The following is a 23,292-nucleotide window of genomic DNA, read 5'->3' as shown; positions in this document are numbered from 1 at the left end:
ATGGGAAGTTCTCTTTTTTGACGAGCCTGGATTTTCCCTTTCATAACCCCCCTCAGATGGTCGCCCCTTTGGTAGCCTATTGTTTCGCACGCAGTTCACTGATCACAGTTAATGCGAGCCGAATGGAGCTATAGAGATAAGCAAGAGCAGGACTGCAATAGGCGCCCAAGGCAGGCGCCGCAAAGGGAGGAGGGGAAAATTGAAAGGCAACCTCCAAGGTGGAGGTCCTTAAGCAAAAGCCCTTAGATCGATCAAATAAAATTAATCGAAAAACGAAAAGGCCCAAGCCTTTTGGCTTGAGCCTTTTCTAAATATGGTCGGGACGGAGTGATTCGAACACTCGACCCCTTGCACCCCATGCAAGTGCGCTACCAGGCTGCGCTACGCCCCGACATTTGTTGCTAGCTCCGTCACCGGAACGACGCGAACTATACTTTAAGCTTTTGAATTATGGAAGGTTTTTTTTGGATTTTTTTCACTTACGCAGTACGACGAGGACGTCTTCAAGCTCGGCAATCATCTGCCGTATCAGCTGCTTGTACTGAGTGGTGTCATCCTTGGCCTCGTCACCGGAGAGACGCTGACGCGCCCCGCCGATGGTAAAGCCCTGATCGTACAGCAGAGCCCGGATCTGCCGAATCATCAGCACATCCTGGCGCTGGTAGTAGCGGCGGTTACCCCGCCGCTTGACTGGGTTGAGCTGGGGAAACTCCTGCTCCCAGTAACGCAGCACGTGGGGCTTGACTGCGCAGAGCTCGCTGACCTCGCCAATGGTGAAATAACGCTTGCCAGGGATAGGTGGCAGTTCGTCGTTATGACTTGGTTCCAGCATAAGCTTCAACTCTGGCTTTCAGTTTTTGGCCCGGACGGAACGTCACGACACGGCGTGCCGTGATCGGGATTTCCTCGCCTGTCTTCGGGTTGCGTCCGGGGCGCTGGCGTTTATCGCGCAGGTCGAAGTTGCCGAAACCGGACAATTTCACCTGTTCGTTCTGCTCCAGCGCCTGACGGATTTCCTCGAAAAACAGTTCGACCAGTTCCTTGGCTTCCCGTTTGTTCAGGCCAAGCTCTTCATACAGACGTTCAGCCATCTCAGCTTTCGTCAGAGCCCCCATACGCTACTTCCTTAACGTGGCGTTGAACCTACCTTCCAGCGAGGTGACGATGTTCTGGGTTGTGGTGTTCACCTCATCGTCGTTAAGAGTGCGCGATGGATGTTGCCAGGTCAAGCCGACGGCCAGGCTTTTTCTAAGCGGATCAATACCTTTACCGTGATAGACGTCAAATAGCCTGAGGTCCGTCAACCACTCCCCAGCGGCTTCGCGAATCGTATCGAGGACGGCTTCAGCGGCGACTTCGCGATCAACCAGGACGGCCAGGTCGCGACGCACTTCGGGGAAGCGCGACAGCTCGCTGAACGTAGGCAGGCGTCCACTCATGACCTCAGCCAGCACGAGTTCGAAGAGGTAAACGGGCTGGTCAAGATCGAGGCTCTTGGCCAGTTCGGGGTGAATGGCGCCGAGGTAGCCAACCAGCTTGCCATCTCGTTCGATGCGAGCGGTTTGCCCCGGATGCAGCGCCGGATGCTCGCCCGACACGAAGCTGAATGCGTCCAACGCGCCAGCTGCACCCAACAGCGCCTCGACGTCGGCCTTGGCGTCATAAAAATCCACGCCTTCGCGGCCATGGGCCCAGGCTTCCGGCAAGCGCTTGCCACAGACGACACCGGCGATCATCGCTTCCTGCTTCAGGCCTTCGAGTTGGCCGACGAAGCGAAGGCCACTTTCAAACAGGCGAACACGGCTCTGCTGACGGTTGAGGTTATGCTGCAGCGCCTTGACCAAACCCGGCCACAGCGAGGATCGCATGGCAGCCATGTCGTTCGAGATGGGGTTGGCCAGCATGAGCGGCTTGGCGCCAGGATTGAACAGCTCGAACAACTTGGGATCGATGAAGCTGTAGGTGATCGCTTCCTGATAGCCCCGGGCAACCAGCAGGCGACGCAAGGCCGGCAGCTCGACTGCAGATTCGGCACGCGCGCGAGGCGCAAGGCGCGCTTGCGGGTAGCGAACCGGCAGGCGGTTGTAGCCATAGAGACGACCAAGCTCTTCGATCAGATCCACCTCCAGACTGATGTCGAAGCGGTGACTGGGCACTGCAACCTTCCACTGACCCGGCGCAATAGAGGTGACGCCCAGACCCAGAGCGGTAAGCAAGCGCTCGACCTCGGCGGCGTCCATCTCCATGCCCAGCATCTGGGCAATACGCTCGGCACGTAGGATAACTGGGGCAACGCTCGGCAGATCTGCCTCACTTACAGCCTCGATGATCGGGCCAGCTTCCCCCCCCACGATCTCCAGCAGCAACGCAGTGGCGCGCTCCATGGCCTGGCGAGCAAGCTGCCAGTCCACGCCACGCTCGAAGCGATGCGAAGAGTCGGTGTGCAGGCCATAGGAGCGGGCCTTGCCAGCAACGGCGATGGTGTCGAAGAAAGCAGCCTCAAGGAACAGGTCGCGGGTCTTGTCGCTGACGCCACTGTGCTCACCCCCCATTACCCCTGCGATAGCCAGGGCACGGCCGTGGTCGGCGATGACGAGGGTGTCACCACGCAGGCTGACCTCCTGACCATCGAGCAGGACGAGCTTCTCCCCCTCCTCCGCCATGCGCACACGGATGCCGCCATTGATTTCGGCAAGGTCAAACGCGTGCATCGGTTGGCCGAGCTCAAGCATCACGTAGTTGGTGATATCGACGGCTGCATCAATGCTGCGCACGTCCGCCCGGCGAAGGCGCTCGACCATCCACAACGGAGTGGGCTTGGAGAGGTCGACATTACGCACCACCCGACCGAGATAGCGAGGACAAGCCTTCGGCGCCAGCACGTCCACCGGGCGAACTTCGTCGTGAGTCGGTGCGACCGGGCTGATCACTACAGGGGTGACGGATGCCGCATACAGGGCACCCACTTCACGGGCCAGACCAGACATGTTGAGACAATCGCCACGGTTGGGCGTGAGGCCCAGCTCGATGACGGCATCATCCAGACCGAGGTAGGCCCGGATGTCCTGCCCGACTGGCGCATCGGCAGCTAGTTCCATCAGGCCGGCGTTCTCGTCGCTGATCTGCAGCTCACTGGCAGAGCAGAGCATGCCAAAGGACTCGACGCCGCGAAGCTTGGCTTTCTTGATCTTGAAGTCGCCGGGCAGCTCAGCACCGATCATGGCGAAGGGGATCTTCAGGCCGGGGCGCACGTTGGGCGCGCCGCACACCACCTGGAAAGTCTCGCTGCCATTGCTGACCTGGCATACACGCAGCTTGTCGGCATCGGGGTGCTGCTCGGTGCTGAGTACCTCGCCCACCACGACGCCACTGAACGCGCCGGCGACAGGCGTGACGCTGTCCACTTCCAGGCCGGCCATCGACAGACGAGCCACCAGCTCGTCGCGGGAAACCTGCGGGCTTACCCAGCTCCGCAGCCACTGTTCACTGAATTTCATCCTGCTCTCCTGAGGAATTCGTTACGTGGACTACGACCTAGCGGAATTGCGCGAGGAAGCGCAGGTCGTTGTCGAAGAACAGGCGCAAATCGTTGACGCCATAACGCAGCATGGCCAAACGCTCGACGCCCATGCCGAAGGCAAAACCCTGGTACTTCTCGGGATCGATGCCGGACATGCGCAGAACATTGGGGTGGACCATGCCGCACCCCATCACTTCCAGCCAGCCGGTCTGCTTGCAGACGCGGCAGCCTTTGCCGGAACACATGACGCACTGCATGTCGACTTCGGCGGACGGCTCGGTGAAGGGGAAGAACGAGGGGCGGAAACGCACGCCCAGGTCCTTCTCGAAGAAGACGCGGAGGAACTCCTCAATGGTGCCTTTCAGGTCGGCGAAACTGATGCCTTCGTCGACCAGCAGGCCTTCCACCTGGTGGAACATCGGCGAGTGCGTGATATCCGAGTCACAGCGATAAACACGGCCGGGGCAGACGATTCGGATCGGCGGCTGCTGGGACTCCATGGTGCGCACCTGGACCGGGGAGGTGTGGGTGCGCAGCAACATGTTGGCGTTGAAATAGAAGGTATCGTGCATCGCCCGGGCCGGGTGGTGGCCGGGGATGTTGAGCGCTTCGAAGTTGTGATAGTCGTCTTCAACCTCCGGGCCTTCAGCGATGCCGTAGCCGATGCGGGTGAAGAACTGCTCGACGCGCTCGAGAGTACGGGTAACCGGATGCAGACCGCCAGATACCTGGCCGCGTCCCGGAAGGGTGACATCGATCCGCTCGGCCGCGAGCTTGGCTGCCAATGCAGCTTGCTCAAGCGAGTCCTTACGGGCGTTGAGGGCGTCCTGGACGCGCTCTTTGGCGGCATTGATCAGCGCACCGACCTTGGGCCGCTCGTCTGCAGGCAGGTCACCCAGGGTCTTCATCACCTGGGTCAGCTCGCCTTTCTTGCCGAGGTACTGAACGCGAATCTGTTCGAGAGCATTCACGTCTTCGGTTTGTTGCACGGCCTCAAGCGCTTGAGAGACCAGCGCATCCAGATTTTCCATTTACTGACTCCAGATACGAAATAGGGGAAGAGCCAAGGCCCTTCCCCTATTGGTGACGTTCAGCACCGGGATGGCCCGGTGATTGTCGGGGACTTAAGCCAGAACGGCCTTAGCTTTCTCGACAATCGCAGCAAACGCCGCTTTTTCGTTCACTGCCAGATCGGCCAGAACCTTGCGGTCGATCTCGATGGCCGCTTTTTTCAGGCCAGCGATCAGGCGGCTGTAGGACAGACCGTTCTGACGAGCACCAGCGTTGATACGAGCGATCCACAGAGCGCGGAACTGACGCTTGCGCTGACGGCGGTCACGGTAGGCGTATTGGCCTGCCTTGATTACCGCTTGCTTGGCAACGCGGAACACGCGAGAGCGAGCACCGTAGTAGCCTTTGGCGAGTTTCAGAATTTTTTTGTGACGAGCACGAGCGATAACGCCACGCTTAACACGAGCCATGAGTGTATTCCTCTAGTCTTGACCGATTAACGAACGCGCAGCATGCGCTCGACTTTTGCTTTGTCCGACGGATGCATCAGTTCGCTACCGCGAAGTTGACGCTTACGCTTGGTGGACATCTTGGTCAGGATGTGGCTCTTGAAAGCGTGCTTGTGCTTGTAGCCGGAAGCGGTCTTGAGGAAACGCTTGGCTGCACCGCTCTTGGTTTTCATCTTTGGCATGTTCGGATACTCCGCATTGAGTGATTACGCATAACCGCAAGGCCTGCCAGTGCCCTGGTGGTTACTTTTTCTTTTTAGGAGCGATGACCATCATCAGCTGGCGTCCTTCCAGCTTGGGATGCTGTTCGACGGTTCCGATTTCGGCGAGGTCGGTTTCGACCCGCTTCAGCAGTTCCATACCCAGCTCCTGGTGAGCCATCTCACGGCCGCGGAATCGAAGCGATACCTTGGCCTTGTCCCCATCATTAAGGAAACGTACCAGGTTGCGTAGTTTTACCTGGTAATCCCCTTCTTCCGTCCCTGGACGAAACTTGATCTCTTTGATCTGTTGCTGGTGCTGATTCTTCTTGGCTGCAGCAGCCTGCTTCTTCTTCTCGAAGAGGTGCTTACCGTAGTCCATGATCCGGCAGACAGGCGGTACCGCGTCTGCCGAGATCTCTACGAGGTCCAGCTTTGCTTCATCAGCAGCGCGAAGCGCTTCATCGATCGAGACGACGCCAATTTGCTGGCCGTCTGCACCAATAAGTCGCACCTCTCGAGCCGTGATGTTCTCGTTGATCGGGGCCTTGGGTGCAGCTCGTTTATCTTGTCTCATTTCACGCTTAATAGTGATTACTCCGATTCTTGGCGACCACGCCGGGAAACCGTCTGCGCGAGCGTGGTGACGAATTGCTCGAGGGGCATGGAGCCCAGATCGACGCCTTCACGGGTGCGCACAGCAACGGATCGTGTCTCAACTTCCCTGTCTCCGATAACCAGGAGATAGGGAACCTTGAGCAAAGTATGCTCGCGGATTTTAAAGCCGATTTTTTCGTTTCTCAAGTCGGACTTGGCACGGAACCCGCTTTGATTGAGAGTCTTTTCGACCTCAAGGGCGAAATCCGCCTGTTTGTCGGTGATATTCATGATCACCGCCTGGGTCGGCGCCAGCCATGCCGGGAACGACCCTGCATAGTGCTCGATGAGCATGCCGATGAAGCGCTCGAAGGAACCGAGGATCGCGCGGTGAAGCATGACCGGGCGCTTGCGGTTGTTATCTTCGGCGATGTAGCTGGCATCGAGCCGATCAGGCAGGTTCGGATCGTACTGCAGGGTACCGCACTGCCAGTTACGACCCAGGCAGTCCTTGAGGGTGAATTCGATCTTCGGACCGTAGAAAGCCCCCTCACCCGGCTGGTATTCCCAGGCCAGGCCCGACTCGTTCAGCGCGTCAGCCAGAGCCCCTTCAGCCCGATCCCACAACTCCTCGGACCCCACGCGCTTGGCCGGGCGGGTCGAGAGCTTCATGGAAATGTCACTGAAGCCGAAGTCGGAATAGACCTGCAAGGTGAGCTTGATGAAGTCCGCAGCCTCCTTCTTCACCTGCTCTTCGGTGCAGAAAATGTGGGCGTCGTCCTGGGTAAAGCCGCGCACGCGCATGATGCCGTGCAGCGCGCCCGACGGCTCATTGCGGTGGCAGGCACCGAATTCAGCCAGGCGCAGCGGGAGATCGCGGTAGGACTTCAACCCCTGGTTGAAGATCTGCACGTGGCACGGGCAGTTCATCGGCTTCACGGCATAGTCGCGACTCTCGGACGCGGTGGTGAACATGTTCTCGGCGTAGTTGGACCAGTGACCGGAGCGCTCCCACAGGATGCGATCGACCACCTGGGGCGTGCGCACCTCGACATAGCCATGCTCACGCTGAACCTGACGCATGTACTGCTCGAGCACCTGATAGACGGTCCAGCCATTGGGGTGCCAGAACACCATGCCCGGCGCTTCTTCCTGGAGGTGGAAGAGGTCCAGCTGCTTGCCGATACGGCGGTGATCCCGCTTCTCGGCCTCTTCGATGCGCTGGACATAGGCAGCCAGCTGCTTCTTGTCCGCCCAGGCAGTGCCATAGACACGCTGCAGCTGCTCGTTCTTGGAGTCGCCGCGCCAGTAGGCACCCGAAATCTTGGTGAGTTTGAAGGCCTTGAGGAAACGCGTGTTCGGCACGTGCGGGCCACGGCACATGTCCACGTACTCTTCATGGAAGTACAGGCCCATGGCCTTCTCGTCCGGCATGTCATCGACCAGGCGCAGCTTGTACTCCTCGCCTCGAGCCTTGAAGGTCTCGATCACCTCCGCACGCGGCGTCACCTTCTTGATGACGTCGTAATCCTTGTCGATCAGCTCGGCCATGCGCTTCTCGATAACCGCCATGTCGTCCGGAGTGAAGGGACGCTCGAACGCGATGTCGTAATAGAAGCCTTCGTCAATCACCGGCCCAATGACCATCTTGGCACTGGGATAGAGCTGCTTGACCGCATGCCCGACCAGGTGAGCACAGGAGTGACGGATGATCTCCAGCCCCTCCTCGTCCTTCGGCGTGATGATTTGCAGGGTGGCGTCGGCTTCGATCAGGTCACAAGCATCGACCAATTTGCCGTTGACCCGACCCGCCAGCGTGGCCTTGGCCAAACCAGCACCGATGGACTGAGCCACCTCGAGCACGGAAACGGGTTTATCGAACGAACGCTGACTGCCGTCGGGAAGAGTAATGATGGGCATGGCGCCTCCTCTCCTAGTGGTGACCTCTACCAAAGGCCACATGGGTTGGGATGAGCCAGTAAATGATCCGGCGGTATACCTGCCACACGATGGCAGAGCCCTTTCAGGCCAACCTGACCGAACCAGGGTCACTGGAGGTATTTCGGGAAACGCGAATGCTTTCAGAAAGACAACGCAGTGACAAGCAGGAATTGGGCCTCACAGAGCATTTAGCCAGCGGCACCTCACCACCCCACCGCGCATCCATAACTCACGCCAAAACGAGACACGGATCACACAAGCCCAGCACCGCAACCTGACAGATCGCTCGCGCACCTATGCTCAAACGGGTAACCCGCCACCCTCGGGAGGGCGCGCAATGAAAGAACAACGGAGATACCTCGCACTGCGTGCGCACATTGATGAACTGATCCAGAGCGGCGCCCGAATTCTCAGCCGAGAACCACTCACCCTCAGGGCAAACGGCAATTTGTACACGATTGCCCATGGCATGCTGATCAGCCATATCGCAGCCGCCTGAAGCGCGACCACGAAGCCAAAAACAAAAAGGGCGATCCTTTCGGATCGCCCCTTCTGCTAAGCCTTTCGGCTTTATTTGGTAGGCACAATTGGACTCGAACCAACGACCCCCACCATGTCAAGGTGGTGCTCTAACCAACTGAGCTATGTGCCTTCGATGGGTGCGCATTCTACGGGGTTAAATTTTGGTGTCAACAACTTTTTTCGCTAACTGACTGAAAAAGTGGAGCTTTTACTGTTCAGCCCCTCGTCAATTATCTTGCACGGAGGCTAGCCGGCTATTTTCAACTCGGGTAGCATCTCGCCATCCGTAAAAAATAAAAAACAGAGATTCAAGATGACGCACACTCCCTACCCTCAATCCTATTACGCCGCCTCCGCCAACCCGGTTCCGGCCCGCCCTGAACTGGAAGGCGAGACGCAGACCGATGTCTGCATCATCGGCGCGGGCTATACCGGCCTTTCCACCGCCCTCTTCCTGCTGGAGAACGGCTTCAAGGTCACCGTCGTGGAAGCGGCCAAGGTCGGCTTCGGCGCATCGGGGCGCAACGGCGGCCAGATCGTCAACAGCTACAGCCGTGACATCGATGTCATCGAACGCACCGTCGGCCCCAAGCAGGCCCAACTGCTCGGCCAGATGGCGTTTGAAGGCGGACGCATCATTCGCGAGCGCATCGCCAAGTACGACATCAAGTGCGACCTGAAGGACGGCGGCGTATTCGCCGCCTTTACCGCCAAACAGATGGGCCACCTGGAATCCCAGAAGAAGCTCTGGGAGCGCTACGGCCACACCCAGCTGGAACTGCTGGACAGCAAGCGCATCCGCGAAGTGGTAGCGAGCGAGAACTACATTGGCGGCATGCTCGACATGAGCGGCGGCCACATCCACCCGCTGAACCTGGCCCTCGGCGAGGCGGCGGCAGTGGAGTCGCTGGGCGGCGTGATCCACGAGCAAAGCCCGGCCATCCGCGTCGAGCGTGGCGATAACCCGGTGGTCTACACCCCCAAAGGGTCGGTAAAGGCCAAGTTCGTCGTCGTCGCCGGCAACGCCTACCTGGGCAACCTGCTGCCGGAACTGATGGCCAAGTCGATGCCGTGCGGCACCCAGGTGATCACCACCGAGCCGCTGTCGGACGAGATGGCCCGCAGCCTGCTGCCGCAGGACTACTGCGTGGAAGACTGCAACTACCTGCTGGACTACTTCCGCCTGTCTGGCGACAACCGCCTGATCTACGGCGGTGGCGTGGTCTACGGTGCACGTGATCCGTCGAACATCGAGGCCATCATCCGCCCGAAGATGCTCAAGACCTTCCCGCAGCTGAAGAACGTGAAGATCGACTTCGCCTGGACCGGCAACTTCCTGCTGACCCTGTCCCGCCTGCCCCAGGTGGGTCGTCTTGGCGACAACATCTACTACTCCCAGGGCTGCAGCGGCCACGGTGTCACCTACACCCACCTCGCCGGCAAGGTGCTGGCCGAGGCGTTGCGCGGCCAGGCCGAGCGTTTCGACGCCTTCGCCAGCCTGCCGCACTACCCGTTCCCGGGCGGCCACCTGTTCCAGGTACCGTTCAGCGCTCTCGGCGCCTGGTACTACAGCCTGCGCGACAAGCTGGGCTTCTGATGCTCCATCCTTGAATGAAAACGGCGCCACAGAGCGCCGTTTTCATTTGGGCGATGCACATTCAGCGCACCTGTTTCCTCGCCATGTCCGCCGCATCCGCCTGGCCCGCAGCCGCCAGCGCATCCGCCGCCGCCCGCCAGCGAGCCATATCGGCCGCCACCGGTAGCACATTGGGCGCCTGAAGCAGCACGGCCCACTGCCCAGCGGCGGCCCAGTCTGCCGCGAACTCAGCAAACCCGACCTGGGCCCGACGATCACCGGCCAACCGCAACAGCACCACCTCACGCTCCCGGTCGAATCCGACCAGCACCGCATAACGCCACGACGGCAGCCAGCCATAGCCCTGGCGCAGATGCACCAGCACCGGGTTACCGGCCGCCACCTGGACCAGTAGGTCCTCCAGACGCTTATCGAGCGGGTACACCAACAGACCATGCTGGTGGGCGACCACAGGAATCCGCTGGGCAAGCGACGCCTCGGCCTCAGGCAGTTGCAACGCCTTCTCCACCATTCCCGGTGTCACCGTTTCTCCCTGGAAGCCAAACAGCGCAGCCAGGGAAGCCGGCGCACTCTGATAAGTCTGCTGGGCGAAGAACGGCACGCTGCTCAGCTCCACCACCATCGGCAGAGCCCGCACGCGCGGATCATCGGCGGGATCGTGCCCCGCGCAGGCCACCAGCAGGAATGGAACGAGGCAGGCCATCACGACCTGGCGGGAACAGGCAACAAATCGGGAACGGCGCAAGGAAACCACCTTGTTAGCAACCGGGAAGAGGCCCGCATGATAGCGCTCGCCCCCAACCGGAACCCCATGTTTTATGGGACTTCGCCCCACCGGCAGATGACAGAAATGCGACCTGTGCACACTCCACCATTCATCCTGGCGACAAATTGTTTCCAAAGCGCGACTCGCTGTGACTTATAGCGGGGAATCAGCCATCCATATCCACGACACCGCCCAGCCACATTGGCGGCGGCCAAGTCAACCCTTGGGCACAATATGGAGAGAATCCCCCAATGAACGCTCCGCTCCGCGTCAACGAAGCCTTGATCATCGCCGGCCGCGCCTTCCAACCCTACCAGTGCGTCGCCTGGGCTCCCCAGGATGGCAGCGGTGAACTCAGCATCAGCGTGATCGACCGCACCAGCACCCGCCTGCTGGGCCGCTCGAAACTCACCACCAGCACCTACACCGACCCGGCCCAACTGGCCAGCGTCCTCAAGCAGTCCCGCGAGGAGCTGTCGCGCCAGGGCTACCGCCTCGACCCGTGGAAGATGCCGGAATAATCCTCTTCCGCGCTGTGCCCAATGCGCCGGCGAGCCGTCCACACGGCTCGCCGCTGAGCTGATCCCCTCCACCTCCTCCCCTCTTTCCCAAGCAGCGGATTGGCAAGATCCGTGGGCTTGTTGTCGTTGTCGCCAAGACCTCCGACCTCCACACTGATGGCGTCCCCCTTGAAGCGAACGCCATGGACGCCCCACTGACCATCGCCTGCCTGGCTTTCCCCGATGTGATGAGCCTCGACGTGACCGGCCCTCTGCAGGTCTTCGCGTCCGCCAATGTCGAGCGAGAACGCCAGGGCCTGCCCGCGCCCTACCGCATCCTCCTGCTCGGCCTGGAGGCTGGGCCAGTGCGCACCTCAGCCGGCTTTGCCCTGCTGGCGGAGCAGGCCTGCGGCAACTGCCCGGCGGAAACCCTCGACACCCTGCTCATCCCGGGCGGTTTCGGCGTTGAGCCGCTGCGCAGCCATGCGCCCCTCCTTGGCTGGCTGCGTGATGCCGAACCCAAGCTCCGCCGCCTCGGCTCGATCTGCTCCGGCGCCCTCATTCTTGCGGCCGCCGGCCTGCTGGACGGCCGGACCGCCACCACCCACTGGTCCGACGTCGACACACTGCGCTGCCACGAAGCCGTGGACGTGCAGGGCGACCGCCTGCACACCTACGATGCCTGTGGCCGCGACGGCGATCCCCATGTCTTCACCTCGGCCGGGGTCACCGCCGGCATCGACCTGGCCCTCGCCCTGGTGGAGGCCGACCTCGGCCGCTCCATCGCACTGGCAGTCGCCCGGCGCCTGGTGCTCTTCCTGCGGCGCCCCGGCGGTCAGGCGCAGTTCAGCCCGCTGCTGGCGCCGGATCCGCACCGCACATCGCGCCTCGCCGCCTTGCTGGAGTGGATCCCCCTCCACCTCGGCGAGGACCTCAGCCTCGACACCCTCGCCAGCCAGGCGAACCTGTCGCCGCGCACCCTCTCCCGGCTCTTCAGCCAGGAGCTGGGCATGGGGCCCGGCCAGTACGTCGAGCGGGTGCGCCTGGAGGCCGCGCGCAACCTGTTGCAGGACGCCCAGGCCTCCATCTCGACCGTCTCCCGCCTCACCGGCTTCGGTCACCCCGAGAACCTGCGCCGCACCTTCCACAAGCACCTGTCCATCAGCCCCCAGGAATACGCCGAGCGCTTCGGCCGCCCCTGACCCGGAGAACCGCGATGCTCGAACTGCGCCCCAACTGCGAATGCTGCGACAAGGACCTGCCGCCAGCCGCCACCGACGCCATGATCTGCTCCTTCGAATGCACCTTCTGCCGTGACTGCGCCGAAGACCACCTGGACGGGCGCTGCCCCAACTGCGCCGGCACGCTGGTGAGCCGCCCCATACGGCCCGATGCGAAGCTGGCGGCCAACCCACCGTCCACCCAACGCATCCACCACCCCAATGGCTGCCTGAAGCGCGCCTAAGCTGGAGTCACCATGCTCGAATTCGCCAAGAAGCTCCGGGGCGACGCCGCCGCCCTGCCCCCTCGTCCCGCTTCGCGCCAGGTGATCCTCGCCTGGTTCGGCGGCGTGCTGGCCATTGCCGGCATCGCCGGCCTGGGTGACGCCCTCACCCTCAGCCTGCTGCTGGGCTCCTTCGGTGCCTCCTGCGTGCTGGTCTTCGGCTTCCCCGACGTCCCCTTCTCGCAGCCACGCAACGTGGTGCTCGGCCACGTCCTCAGCAGCCTGGTAGGCCTGGTATTCCTGGCCCTCTGCGGGCCCCACTGGTGGGCCATTGCCCTCGCCGTCGGCAGCGCCATCGCCCTGATGATGGTGACCCGCACCGTGCACCCACCGGCCGGCTCCAACCCGGTGATCATCTTCCTGCTGCAGCCCGGCTGGGACTTCCTGCTCTACCCCACCCTCAGCGGTGCACTGCTCCTGGTCTTCGTCGCCCTGCTGTACAACAACGCAAGCCGCGAGGCCCGCTACCCCAAGTACTGGTAGGCCACCGCATGCCCCTTCTGCTGAGCAACCCCGGAATCCGCCTGCTGTTCGCCTGCCAAGCGCTGTACTGGAGCTGCTCGCTGATCGGCATCACCCTCACCGCACTGATCGGCCTCCAACTCGCGCCGGCCAACGCCCTCGCCACCCTGCCGCTGGCACTGCTGGTGCTGGGCAACCTGCTCGCCGTGCAGCCGCTGTCGGTGTTCATGCAACGCCACGGCCGCCGCCCGGGCCTGATGCTCGGAGCGGCCGGGGGCATCCTCGGCGGCCTGACCAGCGCCCTGGGCGTCTGGCTCGGCGACTTCAGCCTGCTGTGCCTGGGCGCCTTGCCCATCGGGGCCTACCAGGCCTCGGCGATGTACTACCGCTTCGCCGCCCAGGAAGCGGTCCCGCCGGAGCAGAAGGGCCGTGCCACCGCCTACGTGATCGGCGGCGGCATCTGCGCCGCCCTGCTGGCACCCAGCCTGGCGCTGTGGTCGCGCAACGCCCTGCCGACACCCTTCGTCGGCGCCTACCTCGCCATCGCGGCACTGGCCGCGCTCGCCCTGCTGCTGCTTCATCGCCTGCGTGAAGGCGATGCACCCCCAGCCCCACGAACCGGCTGGGCCTCGACACGCGCACTGCTGGCCCGCCCCCTGGTGCGCGCAGCCATCGCCACCACCGCCATCGGGCACGGCTTGATGATCCTGGTGATGAACGCCACGCCCCTGGCCATTAGCCTGTGCGGGCTGTCGATCGAAGAAGGCTCGGAAGTGATCCGCTGGCACGTGCTGGGCATGTTCCTCCCGGCGTTCGCTGCCGGCCCGCTGGTAGACCGCTTCGGCAGCCGCCAGGTGGCACGGCTCGGCATCCTGCTGCTGGCCATCAGCGCGGCCACCGCCCTCACAGGCCTGGCACGCAGCCATTTCCTGGTCAGCTCGATGTGCCTCGGCCTGGGATGGAACCTCATGCTGGTCGCCGGCACCACCCTGCTTGCGGAAGGCCACGACAGCGCCGAGCGGGGCCAGGCCCAGGCCCTGATGGAGCTGAGCAACAGCCTGGTGGCAGCCTGCGCGTCCTTCGCCTCCGGCGCCCTCATCACCGGCCTGGGTTGGGCCGCCGTGAACATCGGCATGCTGCCGCTGCTGGTCATCGCCTTGCTGGCAGCCGGCGTTCGCCCACACAAGGCGCACTGAGCACAGCCGTCTTGCTCGCCGGCCGGCCAGCCAGCGGCTAGAGTTGCCCGCTACCGGCCCCCCCAACCACAAGGCCCAGCACGATGTCGAAGCCGATAACCGACCCGCACGATGCCTCCACCGCTACAGAAGCATCAGCGCACGAACCCCCACTCCCGGGAATCGACCTGTCCAGCCCAGCTTCGGGCCAGCCTGTCTGGGGGACGATCAGCGCCCCGGTCGCGATGCCATCGCCTGACGTCAAAGGCAGCGACACAAGCCGCAAGTACGGCGTCGAATACAACATAGACGTGCACGCCCACCAGACACTGATGCCCGAAGGCCTGCAGCGTGTCCTGGACATCATCGACCAGGCCATCGCCCCACACCCCGCCGCACCCGCTGGCGGCAACCACGCCGGGCCCGACGAGCCAGCAGCCTCGTCGCCAACCGCTCCCGAAAATGAAAAAGGCAGCCCGTAGGCTGCCTCTCTCTGCTTCGCGCAACGCCTCAGTAGTAGGCGTTCTCGCGGTTGCTGTGGTCGGTGACGTCACGCACGCCCTTCAGCTCGGGGATGCGCTCCATCAGGGTCTTCTCGACACCGTCCTTCAGCGTCATGTCGACCATGCCGCAGCCCTGGCAGCCGCCGCCGAAACGCAGCACGGCGATGCCTTCCTCGACCACGTCCACCAGGCTCACCTGGCCGCCGTGGCTGGCCAGACCGGGGTTGATCTCGGTCTGCAGGTAATAGTCGATGCGCTCGTTGAGCGGGCTGTCTTCGTTGACCATCGGCACCTTGGCATTCGGCGCCTTGATGGTCAGCTGGCCGCCCATGCGGTCGGTCGCATAGTCCACCACCGCGTCTTCGAGGAAGGGCTCACTGACGGCATCGATCCACGCCGTGAAGGACGCCAGAGCCAGGGGCGTATCCTCGGGCTTCTGCTCGCTGGGCTTGCAGTAGGCGATGCACGTCTCGGCGTACTGGGTGCCGGGCTGGGTGATGAAGATGCGGATACCGATGCCGGGGGTGTTCTGCTTCGACAGCAGGTCAGCCAGGTAATCCTGGGCTGCCTGGGTAATGGTGATGGCGCTCATGGCAACTCCTCGCGAACATGGCGCGCAGTGTACGCCAATCCGCTCCGACGGATAAAGTCCCAGTAATTTAGTAGGAATTATTCCCGATTAGCTCAGCCCAGGCTCCATGCAACGCTCTTCCCGGTGGAAAGAGCGCTGCAGCGCGCCTCAGAGGTTCTGGTAGCGGTTCATGTCCAGCACGCCCGCCTCCACCGGTTCGGTCTCGCGGATGTAGGCCGACAGGTCGTGGAAGTAGTACCAGAACTGCGGGTGACTACGGCGGATGCCCCAGCGCTCCACCACCTTGTCGAAGGCTGCCATGTCCTTCACCCGCCCCAGGGCGGTGACGAAGTCCGGCACCTCGTCGGCGCGCAAAGCGAAGATGAAGTTCGGGTAGCTGGTGAGTACCCCCGGGTAGATGGTCAGGGTGTCCAGGCCGGGCTGGTAGCGGAGCTCCTCGCCCATCATGAAGGCCACGTTGCTGTGGGCGCGGTTGCGCAGCACGCTGTAGACCTCGCGCTTGCCATTGGGCAGCTCCACCCTCAGCAAGGTCGCCTCGGGCAACTGCTCGATCACCCGCAGCCCTGCCGCCGGGCGACTGACCAACTGGCTCAGCGCCTGCTCGGCGTCCTGCAGCGCCGGGTCGATGCCCGGGCGGTAGCAGTTCGCCGTGCAACGGTTGATCGGGTCCGGCCGGGCGTTGAGCCCCTCGAAGCGCTTGACCAGCTCGGCGGCAAAGGCGCCCTTGGCCCCCTCCACCGGCAGGAACAGCCCGGTCGGGGCGTCGTTGTCGATGGCCTCGTAATCCAGCCACATCTTCAATTTGCCGCTGTTCTGGTACCAGTCATCCAGCAACCCATCCCGCGATGCCGCCGGCATCAGGCGCAGGAAATTCACCTCCGCGCCATTGCGGATCAGGTCGAAATAGAGCCGGGTCTGCGCCTGGTGGGACACGTTGCCAAACACATCGAAGTTGACCACCAGCTGGTAGTAGGTGCGCTCCAGCAACGGGTAATCCAACAGCCACATCGTCTGCGGCACCTGACCGATCAGCCCCTTGCGCACCGATGCGCTGTCGAACTGCCGGTAGATCGACAGCAGCGCATTGTCATTGCCCGCCCAGAGGGTGCTCCAGGTAGGCGCCGGAGCCGCCGCATAGGCTTCCTGACGCAGCTTCTCGTAGGCGTTGCGCTTGTCCCGGTAGCTCAGCCACAGCCCCAACAGGTTGCCGATGTCGTCGAACTGCCCCGGCATCGCCAGCAGCGGCGTGGCCTGGCCACGGTAGGCGGCATCGGTGACGTACAGGTCGTGCGCCGGGTCCTGGAACATCGCCCAGAAGTTGTCGCGGATCACGTCGGTGGCGATCTGCCCGCGGCATACCGGCCCGCGGATGAAGGTGCGAACGAAGTACTCCGCGTTGTCCAGCATGAACTGGTAGCGGGCACGGGCCGGGATCGCCTCGAAGGTCTCGAACGGATTGGCCCGGCGCTGGGCGCCGTAGCCCGGCACCTTGTCGGTGCTCCAGTTGCTGGAGAAGAACAGCTCGCGGACCCGCTTCATCTTCTCCGCGCTCAGCGGGTAGGTGATGTGGGTCTTGTGGACGATGGCCCCCTGGATCGGCCACATCCGGTAGTAGAAGGTGGTGCCCGGGTCATCGTTCGGCCGGCGGGTGGCGATGGGGTCGATGGGCTGGCCACTGGGCGTGCGCGAGCGCACCAACTGGAAGAAGTGGCCGCTGCGCCCACCGTCGAAGTACAGGTGTGCCAGGAACAGGTGCTCGAACAACCAACGCCCCACCAGCACCTCGCGGGCACCGGGGGCGTTGAGCAGCGCCTCCCACTGTGCCACCTGGGCCGCCTCGCTCGGCGTCGGCAGTGGTGCCTGCTCCTCCACCGGCGCCCCGGCCCCCAGCCAGCGCTGGAGAGTCTGGTACTCCTGCGCGTCCAGCCCGGTCACCGCGAAGGGCATGCCGGCATGGGCATAGCGCCGCGCGTAGTCGTCGAACTCGGCAGGCGTCGGGCACTGGTTCTGCCGGTTGATGCCGATGTCCAGGTCCTCCGGCAGCTTCGCATTGGGCGTCGGCGGGTTGCTGTGGCCCAGCTCCAGCATGCGCGCCATCAGGGCAGCCTGGGGCCCCTGGCCGTTGAGCACCGAATAGAAATCCTTCTGCCGCCAGGCCGCCTCGCCGTGGGCATCGAAGTAGAGCCGCGTGGTGGCCTGGGCCTGGGTCCGCGTGCCGTCGTAGACCGGCTGCTTGGTGGCCCCACGGGCAGCCCCTTCGGCGCTGCCCAGGTTCAACTGGCAGGGCGAGTCATAGCAGGCATGGCAGGCCACGCACTTCCTCTCGAAGATCGGCTGCACATCACGGGTGTAGGACACCGATGCAGCCTGCACCCCAGAGCCTGCGCAGAGCAGGAACACGAACGACAACAGGCGATGGCGCATGACCTCATCCTTGAACGAAGCGAAACGGAAAGTGGGGATTCTACCGGCCCCGCCTCCGTCGCGCAGTGACAAAGGCCCGCTCAGGCGGGTTGCAGCGCCAATGCCTCGAACTCCTGCTCCAGCAGCACACGGGTTTCCGCCACATCGAACTGATGAGCCAGGAGCGGAACAGCGAAACCATAAGCCCCTGCCTCCCGCTGCAGCACATAGGCCAGCAACAGGCGCGAAAGCGAACGCTGCAACTCGTCCGCCTCGACCCGAACACCGCGCCCACGGAAGCGTTCCACCAGGTCCGCCAGGCGAACCGCACCGTTGCAGGCAACCTGGTAGACCAGGATCCGGTCCAGCCGGCAGGCACGCTCGTCGTGGCTGAGCCGACCCCAGCCGGCCAACGCGTCGCGCACGGCCTGGGAAGAGATCGCCGCCTGCAGGTGCCGGCGTTCGATGGCCCGTTCACCCGGCTGCAAGCCTTCCAGGCATTCCTGGCAGAGAATCGCCACCAGGTTGGCCCGGCGCCCACTGGCCTCCACCAGGTCCTCGATGAGCGAATCGTTGGCAAACCCCAGCCGTAGCAGCTCCAGCGGCACCCGAGCCAGTTCCCGGCACGCCTCCACTTCCAGCGCGCCCACCGTCAGCACCTCGCCGAAGTTGCGCAGGGGCGACTGGTAGTCCAGCACGGCCGTGGCGTAGAGGTCCCAGAAGCCGGCGAGCATGAACCAGCAGCGCCCCTCCTCGCTCAGCGCCCGCAGAGTGGAAAGCTGCCCATACCCGTGCTGGGCCTCGTCCCGGAAGAACAGGTCCGCCTCGTCGATCAGCAGGAACAGCCGCTTGCCCACGCACTGTGCAGCCAGGTGCTCCACCATCTGCTCCAGCGCCGTTTCGGCAGGCAAACCGAACTGCAGCGCCAGGCGCGGCGCCAGGCGGTGATCACGCAACGAAACGTAGTGGCAGGCCAGGTGAGGATGGTCCTGCAAGCGGCGCTGCACGGCCTTCAGCAGGCTGCTCTTGCCCAGCTGCCGGCCGCCCACCACCAGGTAATTGGACGGCTCCCGGTTCAGCACGCGGGCCAGCATCTGCGCCCGACCGAAGAACGAGCCCGGGCGCACCACGCCCCCACGGGTCTGGTAGGGCGAGATGCGCGTCACCCGCAGCTGGGCCGCCAGCAAGCGCAGCAGCACCTCGATGGGCCGCGCCGCCAGCAGCAGCTCGGTCTGGGCCGCCCCATCCACCAGCACCAGCAGGTTGGCGGGATCGGCACAATGATCCTGCAGGGCCTCGCCCGCCTCCTCGCGCACCACCAGCATCACGTCGAGCCCGGTCTGCTGGGCGCGCAGGTGCTGCAGCAGCAACTCGTCGGCCAGCCCCGACTCCGGCAGGTAGACCAGGCAGCGGTCCATGGACACCGGCAACTCGCCCTTGAACAGCCACTCCCCCATCACCCCCGGGAGGCTCCAGCCGCTGCTCGGCCGGTACTCCGCCCCAAGGCGCAAGGCCAGGGCACCCAGGCGCTGCGAGGCCGTGCCCCGGGCATAGGTCAGGGCCTGGCGCCAGCGCCCGACATTGGTTCCGGCTGCCATCAACGTCGACTCACGGCGCCCCAGCAGGCCCAGCAGGCGATCCAGCCGAACCAGTTGCCCCACCGGCAAACGCAGCAGGCGGGACGGCCGCATCTGCACCGGCATCAACAGCGGGTGGCGGAGCAGCAACAACAGCGTCGCAATAGCGAACAGCACACCGCAGGCGATCACCACCGCATGCAGGGTATCGATGATGGGGACGCGGGCTTTGTCCGCCTCCTGGCAGTTCAGGGGCAGATAGCCCTGGGGGAACGGCGGGTTGCCCGGTCGGCAACTGGACATGTTTAGTTGCCGGTCGAAGTCGAGGATCATCTGCGTGCCCGCCAGGGAGCCCATCTCGTCCTGGTCCACCACCGTCACCACCAGGCGATAGGGCGCAGGCGACTCGATGCGCACGCTGCTGCGATCCGCCGGGGGCAGGTAGGGCGTGATGTCCGCCGGCCAGTCCCCTTCGATCTGCTGGACGTCCATCAGCTTGCGGCGCACGTCCATCACATCGCCCCAGACCCGGTCCATGGCAGTGATCGCCAGCACACGGCCCCGGCTGAACGGGTTGAGGTGGGGCGTCAGCACCAGGCTGCCCACGAACAGCGTGGCGAAGGCCACCAGCAGCAACCGGGCAGCGCCCGGGCGGCGGATCAGCGACCGGAACATGCGTCGATCACCTTCAGCCCAGCCTCGCGAATCACGCTGGAGCGCCAGCACAGGCGAGCCCCTGCCTCGGTCTCCCGGGCCGTGATCAGGTTGCTCCAGAACAGCCGCCGCAACTCGGCATCCGTCAGGTAAGGATGGGCCCGCCCCAGGTCATCGGCCTGCAAGCGCTCCTGCATGCGTGCCCTCGCCACAGCGTCCTCCACCAGCGGTACAAAGGCCTGCCAGAGCCGCTCGCTGCCCAGCAGTTGCCGGTGCAGGGATTCAGGCGAGGGCTCCAGCGCCTGGTCGACCAGTGCCTGCAGCCCCTCCTCCACCAAGGCCGGGTGCCCGCCCGTCACCTGCAGCAACACGCCCAGCGCCGCCGGATCGAAGGCGCGGCCCGGCCAACGCTGCCGCGCCAGCGCATCCAGGTCGCCGTGGCCCAACTCCGGCCAGTGCACCACCTGGGCGATGTTGAGCAACGACAGGTCGCCGCTGCGGTACTTCAGGTCCGCCAGGGCCTCGCCACCGCAGAGCAGCAGGTGCAACTGGCCGCCATGCATCTCGCTGAGGCTGCGCAGGATGCCGGCGAGGGTCTCGCGCTGGGTCTCGGTGCCTTGCTCGAAACGGCTGACCAGGCAGAACAGCCGCTCGCCATCGAGCAGGCGGCGCTCCAGCGCGGCCTCGAATTCATAGTCGGAACCCACATCGGCAAACCCGCACTGCCGGCCGATGGCCGCGAAATAGTCGGAGCTGGCGGTGCTGGTGCTGAATGGCGGCTGCACGTGCAACACCGCTGCCTCGCCGTACAGGGCCCGCCCCCGCGCCAGCAGGGCCTGGCGGAACGGCGGCTGTCCCCAGTGGGCCTGGGACAGGAGCATGAGGATGGGGAACGGCGCCAGGCGTCCCAGCCGCTCGAAAAGCCCCTCGATGAAACCGGCGAAGGGGCTGCCCCCCGCTGCCTCTTGCTGCAGGGGAAACTCCAGCTCGAAACCCGCCGCCTCGAACAGGCGGTTGGTCTCAGCCTCGGTCAGGCGCAGGTAGCGCGCACACGCCAGCAGGCGATCACGGAACTTCGGGTTGGGCAGGGACAACCCGTTGCGCCAGTTGTTGACCGCCTCGCGGCTGAGGCCGATTTCGGTGGCGACACCGGCCGCGCTGGCGCGGATGCGCCGCATGTAGAGGGTGAGCAGCTGGGAAAACAACGGGTTCTGCATCGGTCAATCCAGGTGAAACGCCCCACACGGCGGAGCAGGAAAAGGCCCGCCAAAGGGCGGGCCAGAGAAATCCAGAGGAGCGGCAGGGGGCAGGAGCCGCCCCCTGTGCTCAGGCTCAGCTGTAGCTGACACCCAGGTTGAGGGCGATGTGCTCGAGAGCCGCCTTTTCCTGCTTGCTGATCTTGCTGCCGAAACCAAGGAAGCCGCCGGAGGACGCGGCCACGGCCTTGCCCAGCGCCACCAGGGTCTCGCAGTAGATCCGCGCATCGTCAGCCGCGACGCGGGCCTGGAGGATCTCGCGGACGCGAACCAGCTCAGCCGAGTAGTCCATCGACGTGCTCACCAGTTCCTGCAACAGGGTTGGGGCGTTGCCAACGACGTTGGTGGCCACCCGCGAGAACAGCGGGCTGCCCGAACCGGCCAGGGTCACCAGTTGCTTCATGAAGGCCTCCACCTCCTTCTTGTCGAACTTGCCGTCGGAGGCCGCCACCAGCAGGAACACCAGCACCGGCGAACGGCACAGGGCATGGAATTCCTCGGCACTGAAGTCGGTATTTTCCTGCCCCGCAGACGCGGAGCTCTCGCCAGCCTGTTCGACGTAGTGGGCATTCCACAGCGCCCAGCCTTGCTCGTGGCGCTCCATGCCGCTGAAGAACACCTGGCCCAGCGCCTTCAACTCGTCCGTGGAGAAGCCCGCCCCCTCCGACACCTTGGGTTTGTGCACGGCGAAGCCCGAGGCATGGCTGGCATTGCGGTAAGGCAGCAACCACTGGAAGCGCCGCCCACGGTCGGAGGCGAAGCGCACATCGGCGATCAGGCAATCGGTCTTGCCCGTGGGCAGGGTCACCATGCCGTCGCGAATGAACACCGCGCCCAGGGTGTCGCCGTCCAGCTCGCTGATACGGGCCTCACCGACCTGCATGGCCTCTGCCGAGCTGCCCATGGCCAGGCGCACCATCCGCGAGCTCTGGTCCACCCCGAGGTAACCGACGATGGGGATGAGCATCTCCCCGTCCGAAACGCTCTGCACTGCATGACCGGCGAAGAATCCAGCCATCTCCATCACTTTTCTTGCGTGTTCCATCCGTTGGCGTCCTTGTTCGAGTCGGCGGCCCTGCGGCCACCTGGGGGGGGTCATTGCAGAGAGAAAGCACAGAGGCCGAGGGCCTCGGGCAGGATGTCCCGCACATCCTGCAGCACCTTGTCGTCCAGTGCATGAAGCAATAGCGAGGTGCCAGCATCAATCTGCAGGACCAGCGCCCGCCTTGTGAAGAGCAGGAAAAGGCTTTCGTGATCCATGTCGATAATCGAGCACGCCAGGCGCTCTTCGTCCGTCAGCGGCGGGTTGATGTAGCCCATGCCCAGGCTGGTGTAGGTCCGCACCAGGTTGTTCCAGACCAGCTTGGCCAACGCCGGATGGCCGGCCAGGCCGAAATACTCGGTGCCTTCGAAGGTTGGGTTGGCGAGGACGATCTCGCCGCCATCGGCCAGCGCAGCGATCAGCTCCAGATCCTGCGCCACCCGCTCCTCGATCATCCGCACGATGCGGGTGCCCTGGTAGCTGGCCGCCTCCGCTGCACCGGGGTTGCTGAGGTAGGCCCGCTGGTAGAAGTCCACCAGCATCGACACCTGGCCGTCGTCCGCGCGAGCCAGCCGGCAGGAGCTGAGGGTGCAATCCCGCCCCTTGCTGGCCAGGTCGGCGAAATCCACCGCGCACCAGGGCCGAAGCGAGGTGGGCAGGTCCTCGGCCTCGAGGTCGACCAGCTCCGCCTCGTGCAGGCGGCGGGACGGCATGCGGTCCGAAACGTAGTCGAAGTCAGCGTTGACGATCACCAGCAATTGGCGGATCAGCTCGTTGCGCAGGTCCATGTGAGGCTCCCGTTTCCCTGGTTTGTTGGAAGAACGGGCCCAGTATTCCGCGCCAAGCGGAGCGAGGCAGTCCCGGAGTTGTCAGGCCCGCACGGCGCCGGTTGACACGCCGTCAAGCGGCACCCTGCAGGCCGTCGCATCCGTGAACCGCGTCATTTTCCGTACACGGCGTC

At 63.9% G+C, this 23,292-nt stretch carries 23 protein-coding genes and 2 tRNA genes; 8 read left to right on the top strand and 17 right to left on the bottom strand.

What is annotated here, in order from left to right; all coding sequences use genetic code 11:
• Positions 1 to 314: 314 nt before the first annotated feature.
• The 9 genes from RTK35_RS22795 to thrS form a co-directional block, all read right to left on the bottom strand.
• Positions 315 to 391, bottom strand: a tRNA-Pro gene (locus tag RTK35_RS22795).
• An 84-nt stretch (positions 392 to 475) separates the two neighbouring features.
• Positions 476 to 832 carry a MerR family transcriptional regulator gene (locus RTK35_RS22790; RefSeq protein ID WP_044401789.1) on the bottom strand — a complete coding sequence of 119 codons (357 nt, stop codon included), beginning with the start codon at positions 830 to 832 and terminating at the stop codon, positions 476 to 478.
• The gene (ihfA, locus tag RTK35_RS22785; protein WP_044401787.1) at positions 813 to 1,115 is read right to left on the bottom strand and encodes an integration host factor subunit alpha; all 303 of its coding nucleotides are present in this window, start codon (positions 1,113 to 1,115) and stop codon (positions 813 to 815) included. The genes RTK35_RS22790 and ihfA overlap by 20 nt, the downstream gene beginning before the upstream one ends.
• Before the next feature lie 3 nt (positions 1,116 to 1,118).
• Positions 1,119 to 3,497: a phenylalanine--tRNA ligase subunit beta gene (pheT, locus tag RTK35_RS22780; protein ID WP_316909069.1), complete on the bottom strand. Its 2,379-nt coding sequence runs from the start codon at positions 3,495 to 3,497 to the stop codon at positions 1,119 to 1,121.
• A 37-nt stretch (positions 3,498 to 3,534) separates the two neighbouring features.
• Positions 3,535 to 4,551: a phenylalanine--tRNA ligase subunit alpha gene (gene pheS, locus RTK35_RS22775; RefSeq protein ID WP_044401781.1), complete on the bottom strand. Its 1,017-nt coding sequence runs from the start codon at positions 4,549 to 4,551 to the stop codon at positions 3,535 to 3,537.
• 93 nt (positions 4,552 to 4,644) lie between these two features.
• Entirely contained in the window at positions 4,645 to 5,001 is a 357-nt protein-coding gene (gene rplT, locus RTK35_RS22770) for a 50S ribosomal protein L20 (RefSeq protein ID WP_044874620.1), read from the bottom strand.
• Positions 5,002 to 5,027: 26 nt separating this feature from the next.
• Positions 5,028 to 5,222: a 50S ribosomal protein L35 gene (gene rpmI / locus RTK35_RS22765; protein ID WP_044401775.1), complete on the bottom strand. Its 195-nt coding sequence runs from the start codon at positions 5,220 to 5,222 to the stop codon at positions 5,028 to 5,030.
• A 61-nt stretch (positions 5,223 to 5,283) separates the two neighbouring features.
• Positions 5,284 to 5,835, bottom strand: a complete 552-nt coding sequence (gene infC, locus RTK35_RS22760) for a translation initiation factor IF-3 (protein ID WP_170832300.1) — start codon at positions 5,833 to 5,835, stop codon at positions 5,284 to 5,286.
• Positions 5,835 to 7,757 carry a threonine--tRNA ligase gene (gene thrS, locus RTK35_RS22755; RefSeq protein WP_316909068.1) on the bottom strand — a complete coding sequence of 641 codons (1,923 nt, stop codon included), beginning with the start codon at positions 7,755 to 7,757 and terminating at the stop codon, positions 5,835 to 5,837. The genes infC and thrS overlap by 1 nt, the downstream gene beginning before the upstream one ends.
• Before the next feature lie 358 nt (positions 7,758 to 8,115).
• Between thrS and RTK35_RS22750 the strand changes: the two genes are divergently transcribed.
• On the top strand, positions 8,116 to 8,277 hold the full coding sequence (locus tag RTK35_RS22750) for a hypothetical protein (protein WP_236211403.1): 162 nt from the start codon (positions 8,116 to 8,118) through the stop codon (positions 8,275 to 8,277).
• A gap of 76 nt (positions 8,278 to 8,353) precedes the next feature.
• Here the strand turns inward: RTK35_RS22750 and RTK35_RS22745 are convergent.
• Positions 8,354 to 8,430, bottom strand: a tRNA-Val gene (locus RTK35_RS22745).
• A gap of 183 nt (positions 8,431 to 8,613) precedes the next feature.
• Between RTK35_RS22745 and RTK35_RS22740 the strand changes: the two genes are divergently transcribed.
• Positions 8,614 to 9,897, top strand: coding sequence for an NAD(P)/FAD-dependent oxidoreductase (locus RTK35_RS22740; RefSeq protein WP_182850506.1), 1,284 nt, complete (start codon positions 8,614 to 8,616; stop codon positions 9,895 to 9,897).
• Positions 9,898 to 9,958: 61 nt separating this feature from the next.
• On the opposite strand, the gene RTK35_RS22735 is transcribed toward RTK35_RS22740, so the two are convergent.
• Complete coding sequence (locus RTK35_RS22735) at positions 9,959 to 10,642, bottom strand: PA2778 family cysteine peptidase (RefSeq protein ID WP_316909067.1); 684 nt, start codon at positions 10,640 to 10,642, stop codon at positions 9,959 to 9,961.
• Between the two features lie 272 nt (positions 10,643 to 10,914).
• On the opposite strand from RTK35_RS22735, the gene RTK35_RS22730 reads away from it, so the two are divergent.
• The 6 genes from RTK35_RS22730 (at position 10,915) to RTK35_RS22705 (ending at position 14,786) form a co-directional block, all read left to right on the top strand.
• Entirely contained in the window at positions 10,915 to 11,184 is a 270-nt protein-coding gene (locus RTK35_RS22730) for a hypothetical protein (RefSeq protein WP_044401762.1), read from the top strand.
• Positions 11,185 to 11,366: 182 nt separating this feature from the next.
• Entirely contained in the window at positions 11,367 to 12,365 is a 999-nt protein-coding gene (locus RTK35_RS22725; RefSeq protein WP_316909066.1) for a GlxA family transcriptional regulator, read from the top strand.
• A 14-nt stretch (positions 12,366 to 12,379) separates the two neighbouring features.
• On the top strand, positions 12,380 to 12,628 hold the full coding sequence (locus RTK35_RS22720; protein WP_107328936.1) for a DUF1272 domain-containing protein: 249 nt from the start codon (positions 12,380 to 12,382) through the stop codon (positions 12,626 to 12,628).
• A 12-nt stretch (positions 12,629 to 12,640) separates the two neighbouring features.
• Positions 12,641 to 13,150: an HPP family protein gene (locus RTK35_RS22715; RefSeq protein ID WP_044401754.1), complete on the top strand. Its 510-nt coding sequence runs from the start codon at positions 12,641 to 12,643 to the stop codon at positions 13,148 to 13,150.
• An 8-nt stretch (positions 13,151 to 13,158) separates the two neighbouring features.
• Positions 13,159 to 14,325 carry an MFS transporter gene (locus RTK35_RS22710; RefSeq protein ID WP_316909065.1) on the top strand — a complete coding sequence of 389 codons (1,167 nt, stop codon included), beginning with the start codon at positions 13,159 to 13,161 and terminating at the stop codon, positions 14,323 to 14,325.
• An 83-nt stretch (positions 14,326 to 14,408) separates the two neighbouring features.
• Positions 14,409 to 14,786, top strand: a complete 378-nt coding sequence (locus RTK35_RS22705) for a hypothetical protein (RefSeq protein WP_316909064.1) — start codon at positions 14,409 to 14,411, stop codon at positions 14,784 to 14,786.
• A 28-nt stretch (positions 14,787 to 14,814) separates the two neighbouring features.
• Here RTK35_RS22705 and nfuA read toward each other — a convergent pair whose 3' ends face one another.
• The 6 genes from nfuA to RTK35_RS22675 form a co-directional block, all read right to left on the bottom strand.
• Entirely contained in the window at positions 14,815 to 15,399 is a 585-nt protein-coding gene (nfuA, locus tag RTK35_RS22700; RefSeq protein ID WP_044401745.1) for a Fe-S biogenesis protein NfuA, read from the bottom strand.
• Between the two features lie 147 nt (positions 15,400 to 15,546).
• Complete coding sequence (locus RTK35_RS22695; RefSeq protein WP_316909063.1) at positions 15,547 to 17,823, bottom strand: fatty acid cis/trans isomerase; 2,277 nt, start codon at positions 17,821 to 17,823, stop codon at positions 15,547 to 15,549.
• Positions 17,824 to 17,903: 80 nt separating this feature from the next.
• Positions 17,904 to 20,054 (bottom strand): AAA family ATPase, encoded by a 2,151-nt coding sequence (locus RTK35_RS22690; RefSeq protein WP_316909062.1) that lies wholly within the window; start codon positions 20,052 to 20,054, stop codon positions 17,904 to 17,906.
• Positions 20,039 to 21,250 carry a hypothetical protein gene (locus RTK35_RS22685; protein ID WP_316909061.1) on the bottom strand — a complete coding sequence of 404 codons (1,212 nt, stop codon included), beginning with the start codon at positions 21,248 to 21,250 and terminating at the stop codon, positions 20,039 to 20,041. Before RTK35_RS22685 ends, RTK35_RS22690 begins: the two co-directional genes overlap by 16 nt.
• Positions 21,251 to 21,365: 115 nt before the next feature.
• Positions 21,366 to 22,334, bottom strand: coding sequence for a hypothetical protein (locus RTK35_RS22680; RefSeq protein WP_222901526.1), 969 nt, complete (start codon positions 22,332 to 22,334; stop codon positions 21,366 to 21,368).
• A gap of 50 nt (positions 22,335 to 22,384) precedes the next feature.
• A complete protein-coding gene (locus RTK35_RS22675) occupies positions 22,385 to 23,119 on the bottom strand; it encodes a hypothetical protein (RefSeq protein WP_316909060.1) in 735 nt (244 codons plus the stop codon).
• Between the last annotated feature and the right edge of the window lie 173 nt (positions 23,120 to 23,292).

Origin of the sequence: Pseudomonas sp. zfem003, from assembly GCF_032621675.1 — a bacterium.
Lineage (GTDB): Bacteria > Pseudomonadota > Gammaproteobacteria > Pseudomonadales > Pseudomonadaceae > Metapseudomonas > Metapseudomonas otitidis.
Note: the sequence above shows the minus strand (reverse complement) of the source record. Positions and strands in the feature narration are given on the sequence as shown.

Coding starts and splice junctions, on each gene's coding strand:
- RTK35_RS22790 (WP_044401789.1), bottom strand. CDS start 832: ATGCTGGAACCAAGTCATAACGACGAACTGCCACCTATCCCTGGCAAG.
- ihfA (WP_044401787.1), bottom strand. CDS start 1,115: ATGGGGGCTCTGACGAAAGCTGAGATGGCTGAACGTCTGTATGAAGAG.
- pheT (WP_316909069.1), bottom strand. CDS start 3,497: ATGAAATTCAGTGAACAGTGGCTGCGGAGCTGGGTAAGCCCGCAGGTT.
- pheS (WP_044401781.1), bottom strand. CDS start 4,551: ATGGAAAATCTGGATGCGCTGGTCTCTCAAGCGCTTGAGGCCGTGCAA.
- rplT (WP_044874620.1), bottom strand. CDS start 5,001: ATGGCTCGTGTTAAGCGTGGCGTTATCGCTCGTGCTCGTCACAAAAAA.
- rpmI (WP_044401775.1), bottom strand. CDS start 5,222: ATGCCAAAGATGAAAACCAAGAGCGGTGCAGCCAAGCGTTTCCTCAAG.
- thrS (WP_316909068.1), bottom strand. CDS start 7,757: ATGCCCATCATTACTCTTCCCGACGGCAGTCAGCGTTCGTTCGATAAA.
- RTK35_RS22750 (WP_236211403.1), top strand. CDS start 8,116: ATGAAAGAACAACGGAGATACCTCGCACTGCGTGCGCACATTGATGAA.
- RTK35_RS22740 (WP_182850506.1), top strand. CDS start 8,614: ATGACGCACACTCCCTACCCTCAATCCTATTACGCCGCCTCCGCCAAC.
- RTK35_RS22730 (WP_044401762.1), top strand. CDS start 10,915: ATGAACGCTCCGCTCCGCGTCAACGAAGCCTTGATCATCGCCGGCCGC.
- RTK35_RS22725 (WP_316909066.1), top strand. CDS start 11,367: ATGGACGCCCCACTGACCATCGCCTGCCTGGCTTTCCCCGATGTGATG.
- RTK35_RS22720 (WP_107328936.1), top strand. CDS start 12,380: ATGCTCGAACTGCGCCCCAACTGCGAATGCTGCGACAAGGACCTGCCG.
- RTK35_RS22715 (WP_044401754.1), top strand. CDS start 12,641: ATGCTCGAATTCGCCAAGAAGCTCCGGGGCGACGCCGCCGCCCTGCCC.
- RTK35_RS22710 (WP_316909065.1), top strand. CDS start 13,159: ATGCCCCTTCTGCTGAGCAACCCCGGAATCCGCCTGCTGTTCGCCTGC.
- RTK35_RS22705 (WP_316909064.1), top strand. CDS start 14,409: ATGTCGAAGCCGATAACCGACCCGCACGATGCCTCCACCGCTACAGAA.
- nfuA (WP_044401745.1), bottom strand. CDS start 15,399: ATGAGCGCCATCACCATTACCCAGGCAGCCCAGGATTACCTGGCTGAC.
- RTK35_RS22695 (WP_316909063.1), bottom strand. CDS start 17,823: ATGCGCCATCGCCTGTTGTCGTTCGTGTTCCTGCTCTGCGCAGGCTCT.
- RTK35_RS22690 (WP_316909062.1), bottom strand. CDS start 20,054: ATGTTCCGGTCGCTGATCCGCCGCCCGGGCGCTGCCCGGTTGCTGCTG.
- RTK35_RS22685 (WP_316909061.1), bottom strand. CDS start 21,250: ATGCAGAACCCGTTGTTTTCCCAGCTGCTCACCCTCTACATGCGGCGC.
- RTK35_RS22680 (WP_222901526.1), bottom strand. CDS start 22,334: ATGGAACACGCAAGAAAAGTGATGGAGATGGCTGGATTCTTCGCCGGT.
- RTK35_RS22675 (WP_316909060.1), bottom strand. CDS start 23,119: ATGGACCTGCGCAACGAGCTGATCCGCCAATTGCTGGTGATCGTCAAC.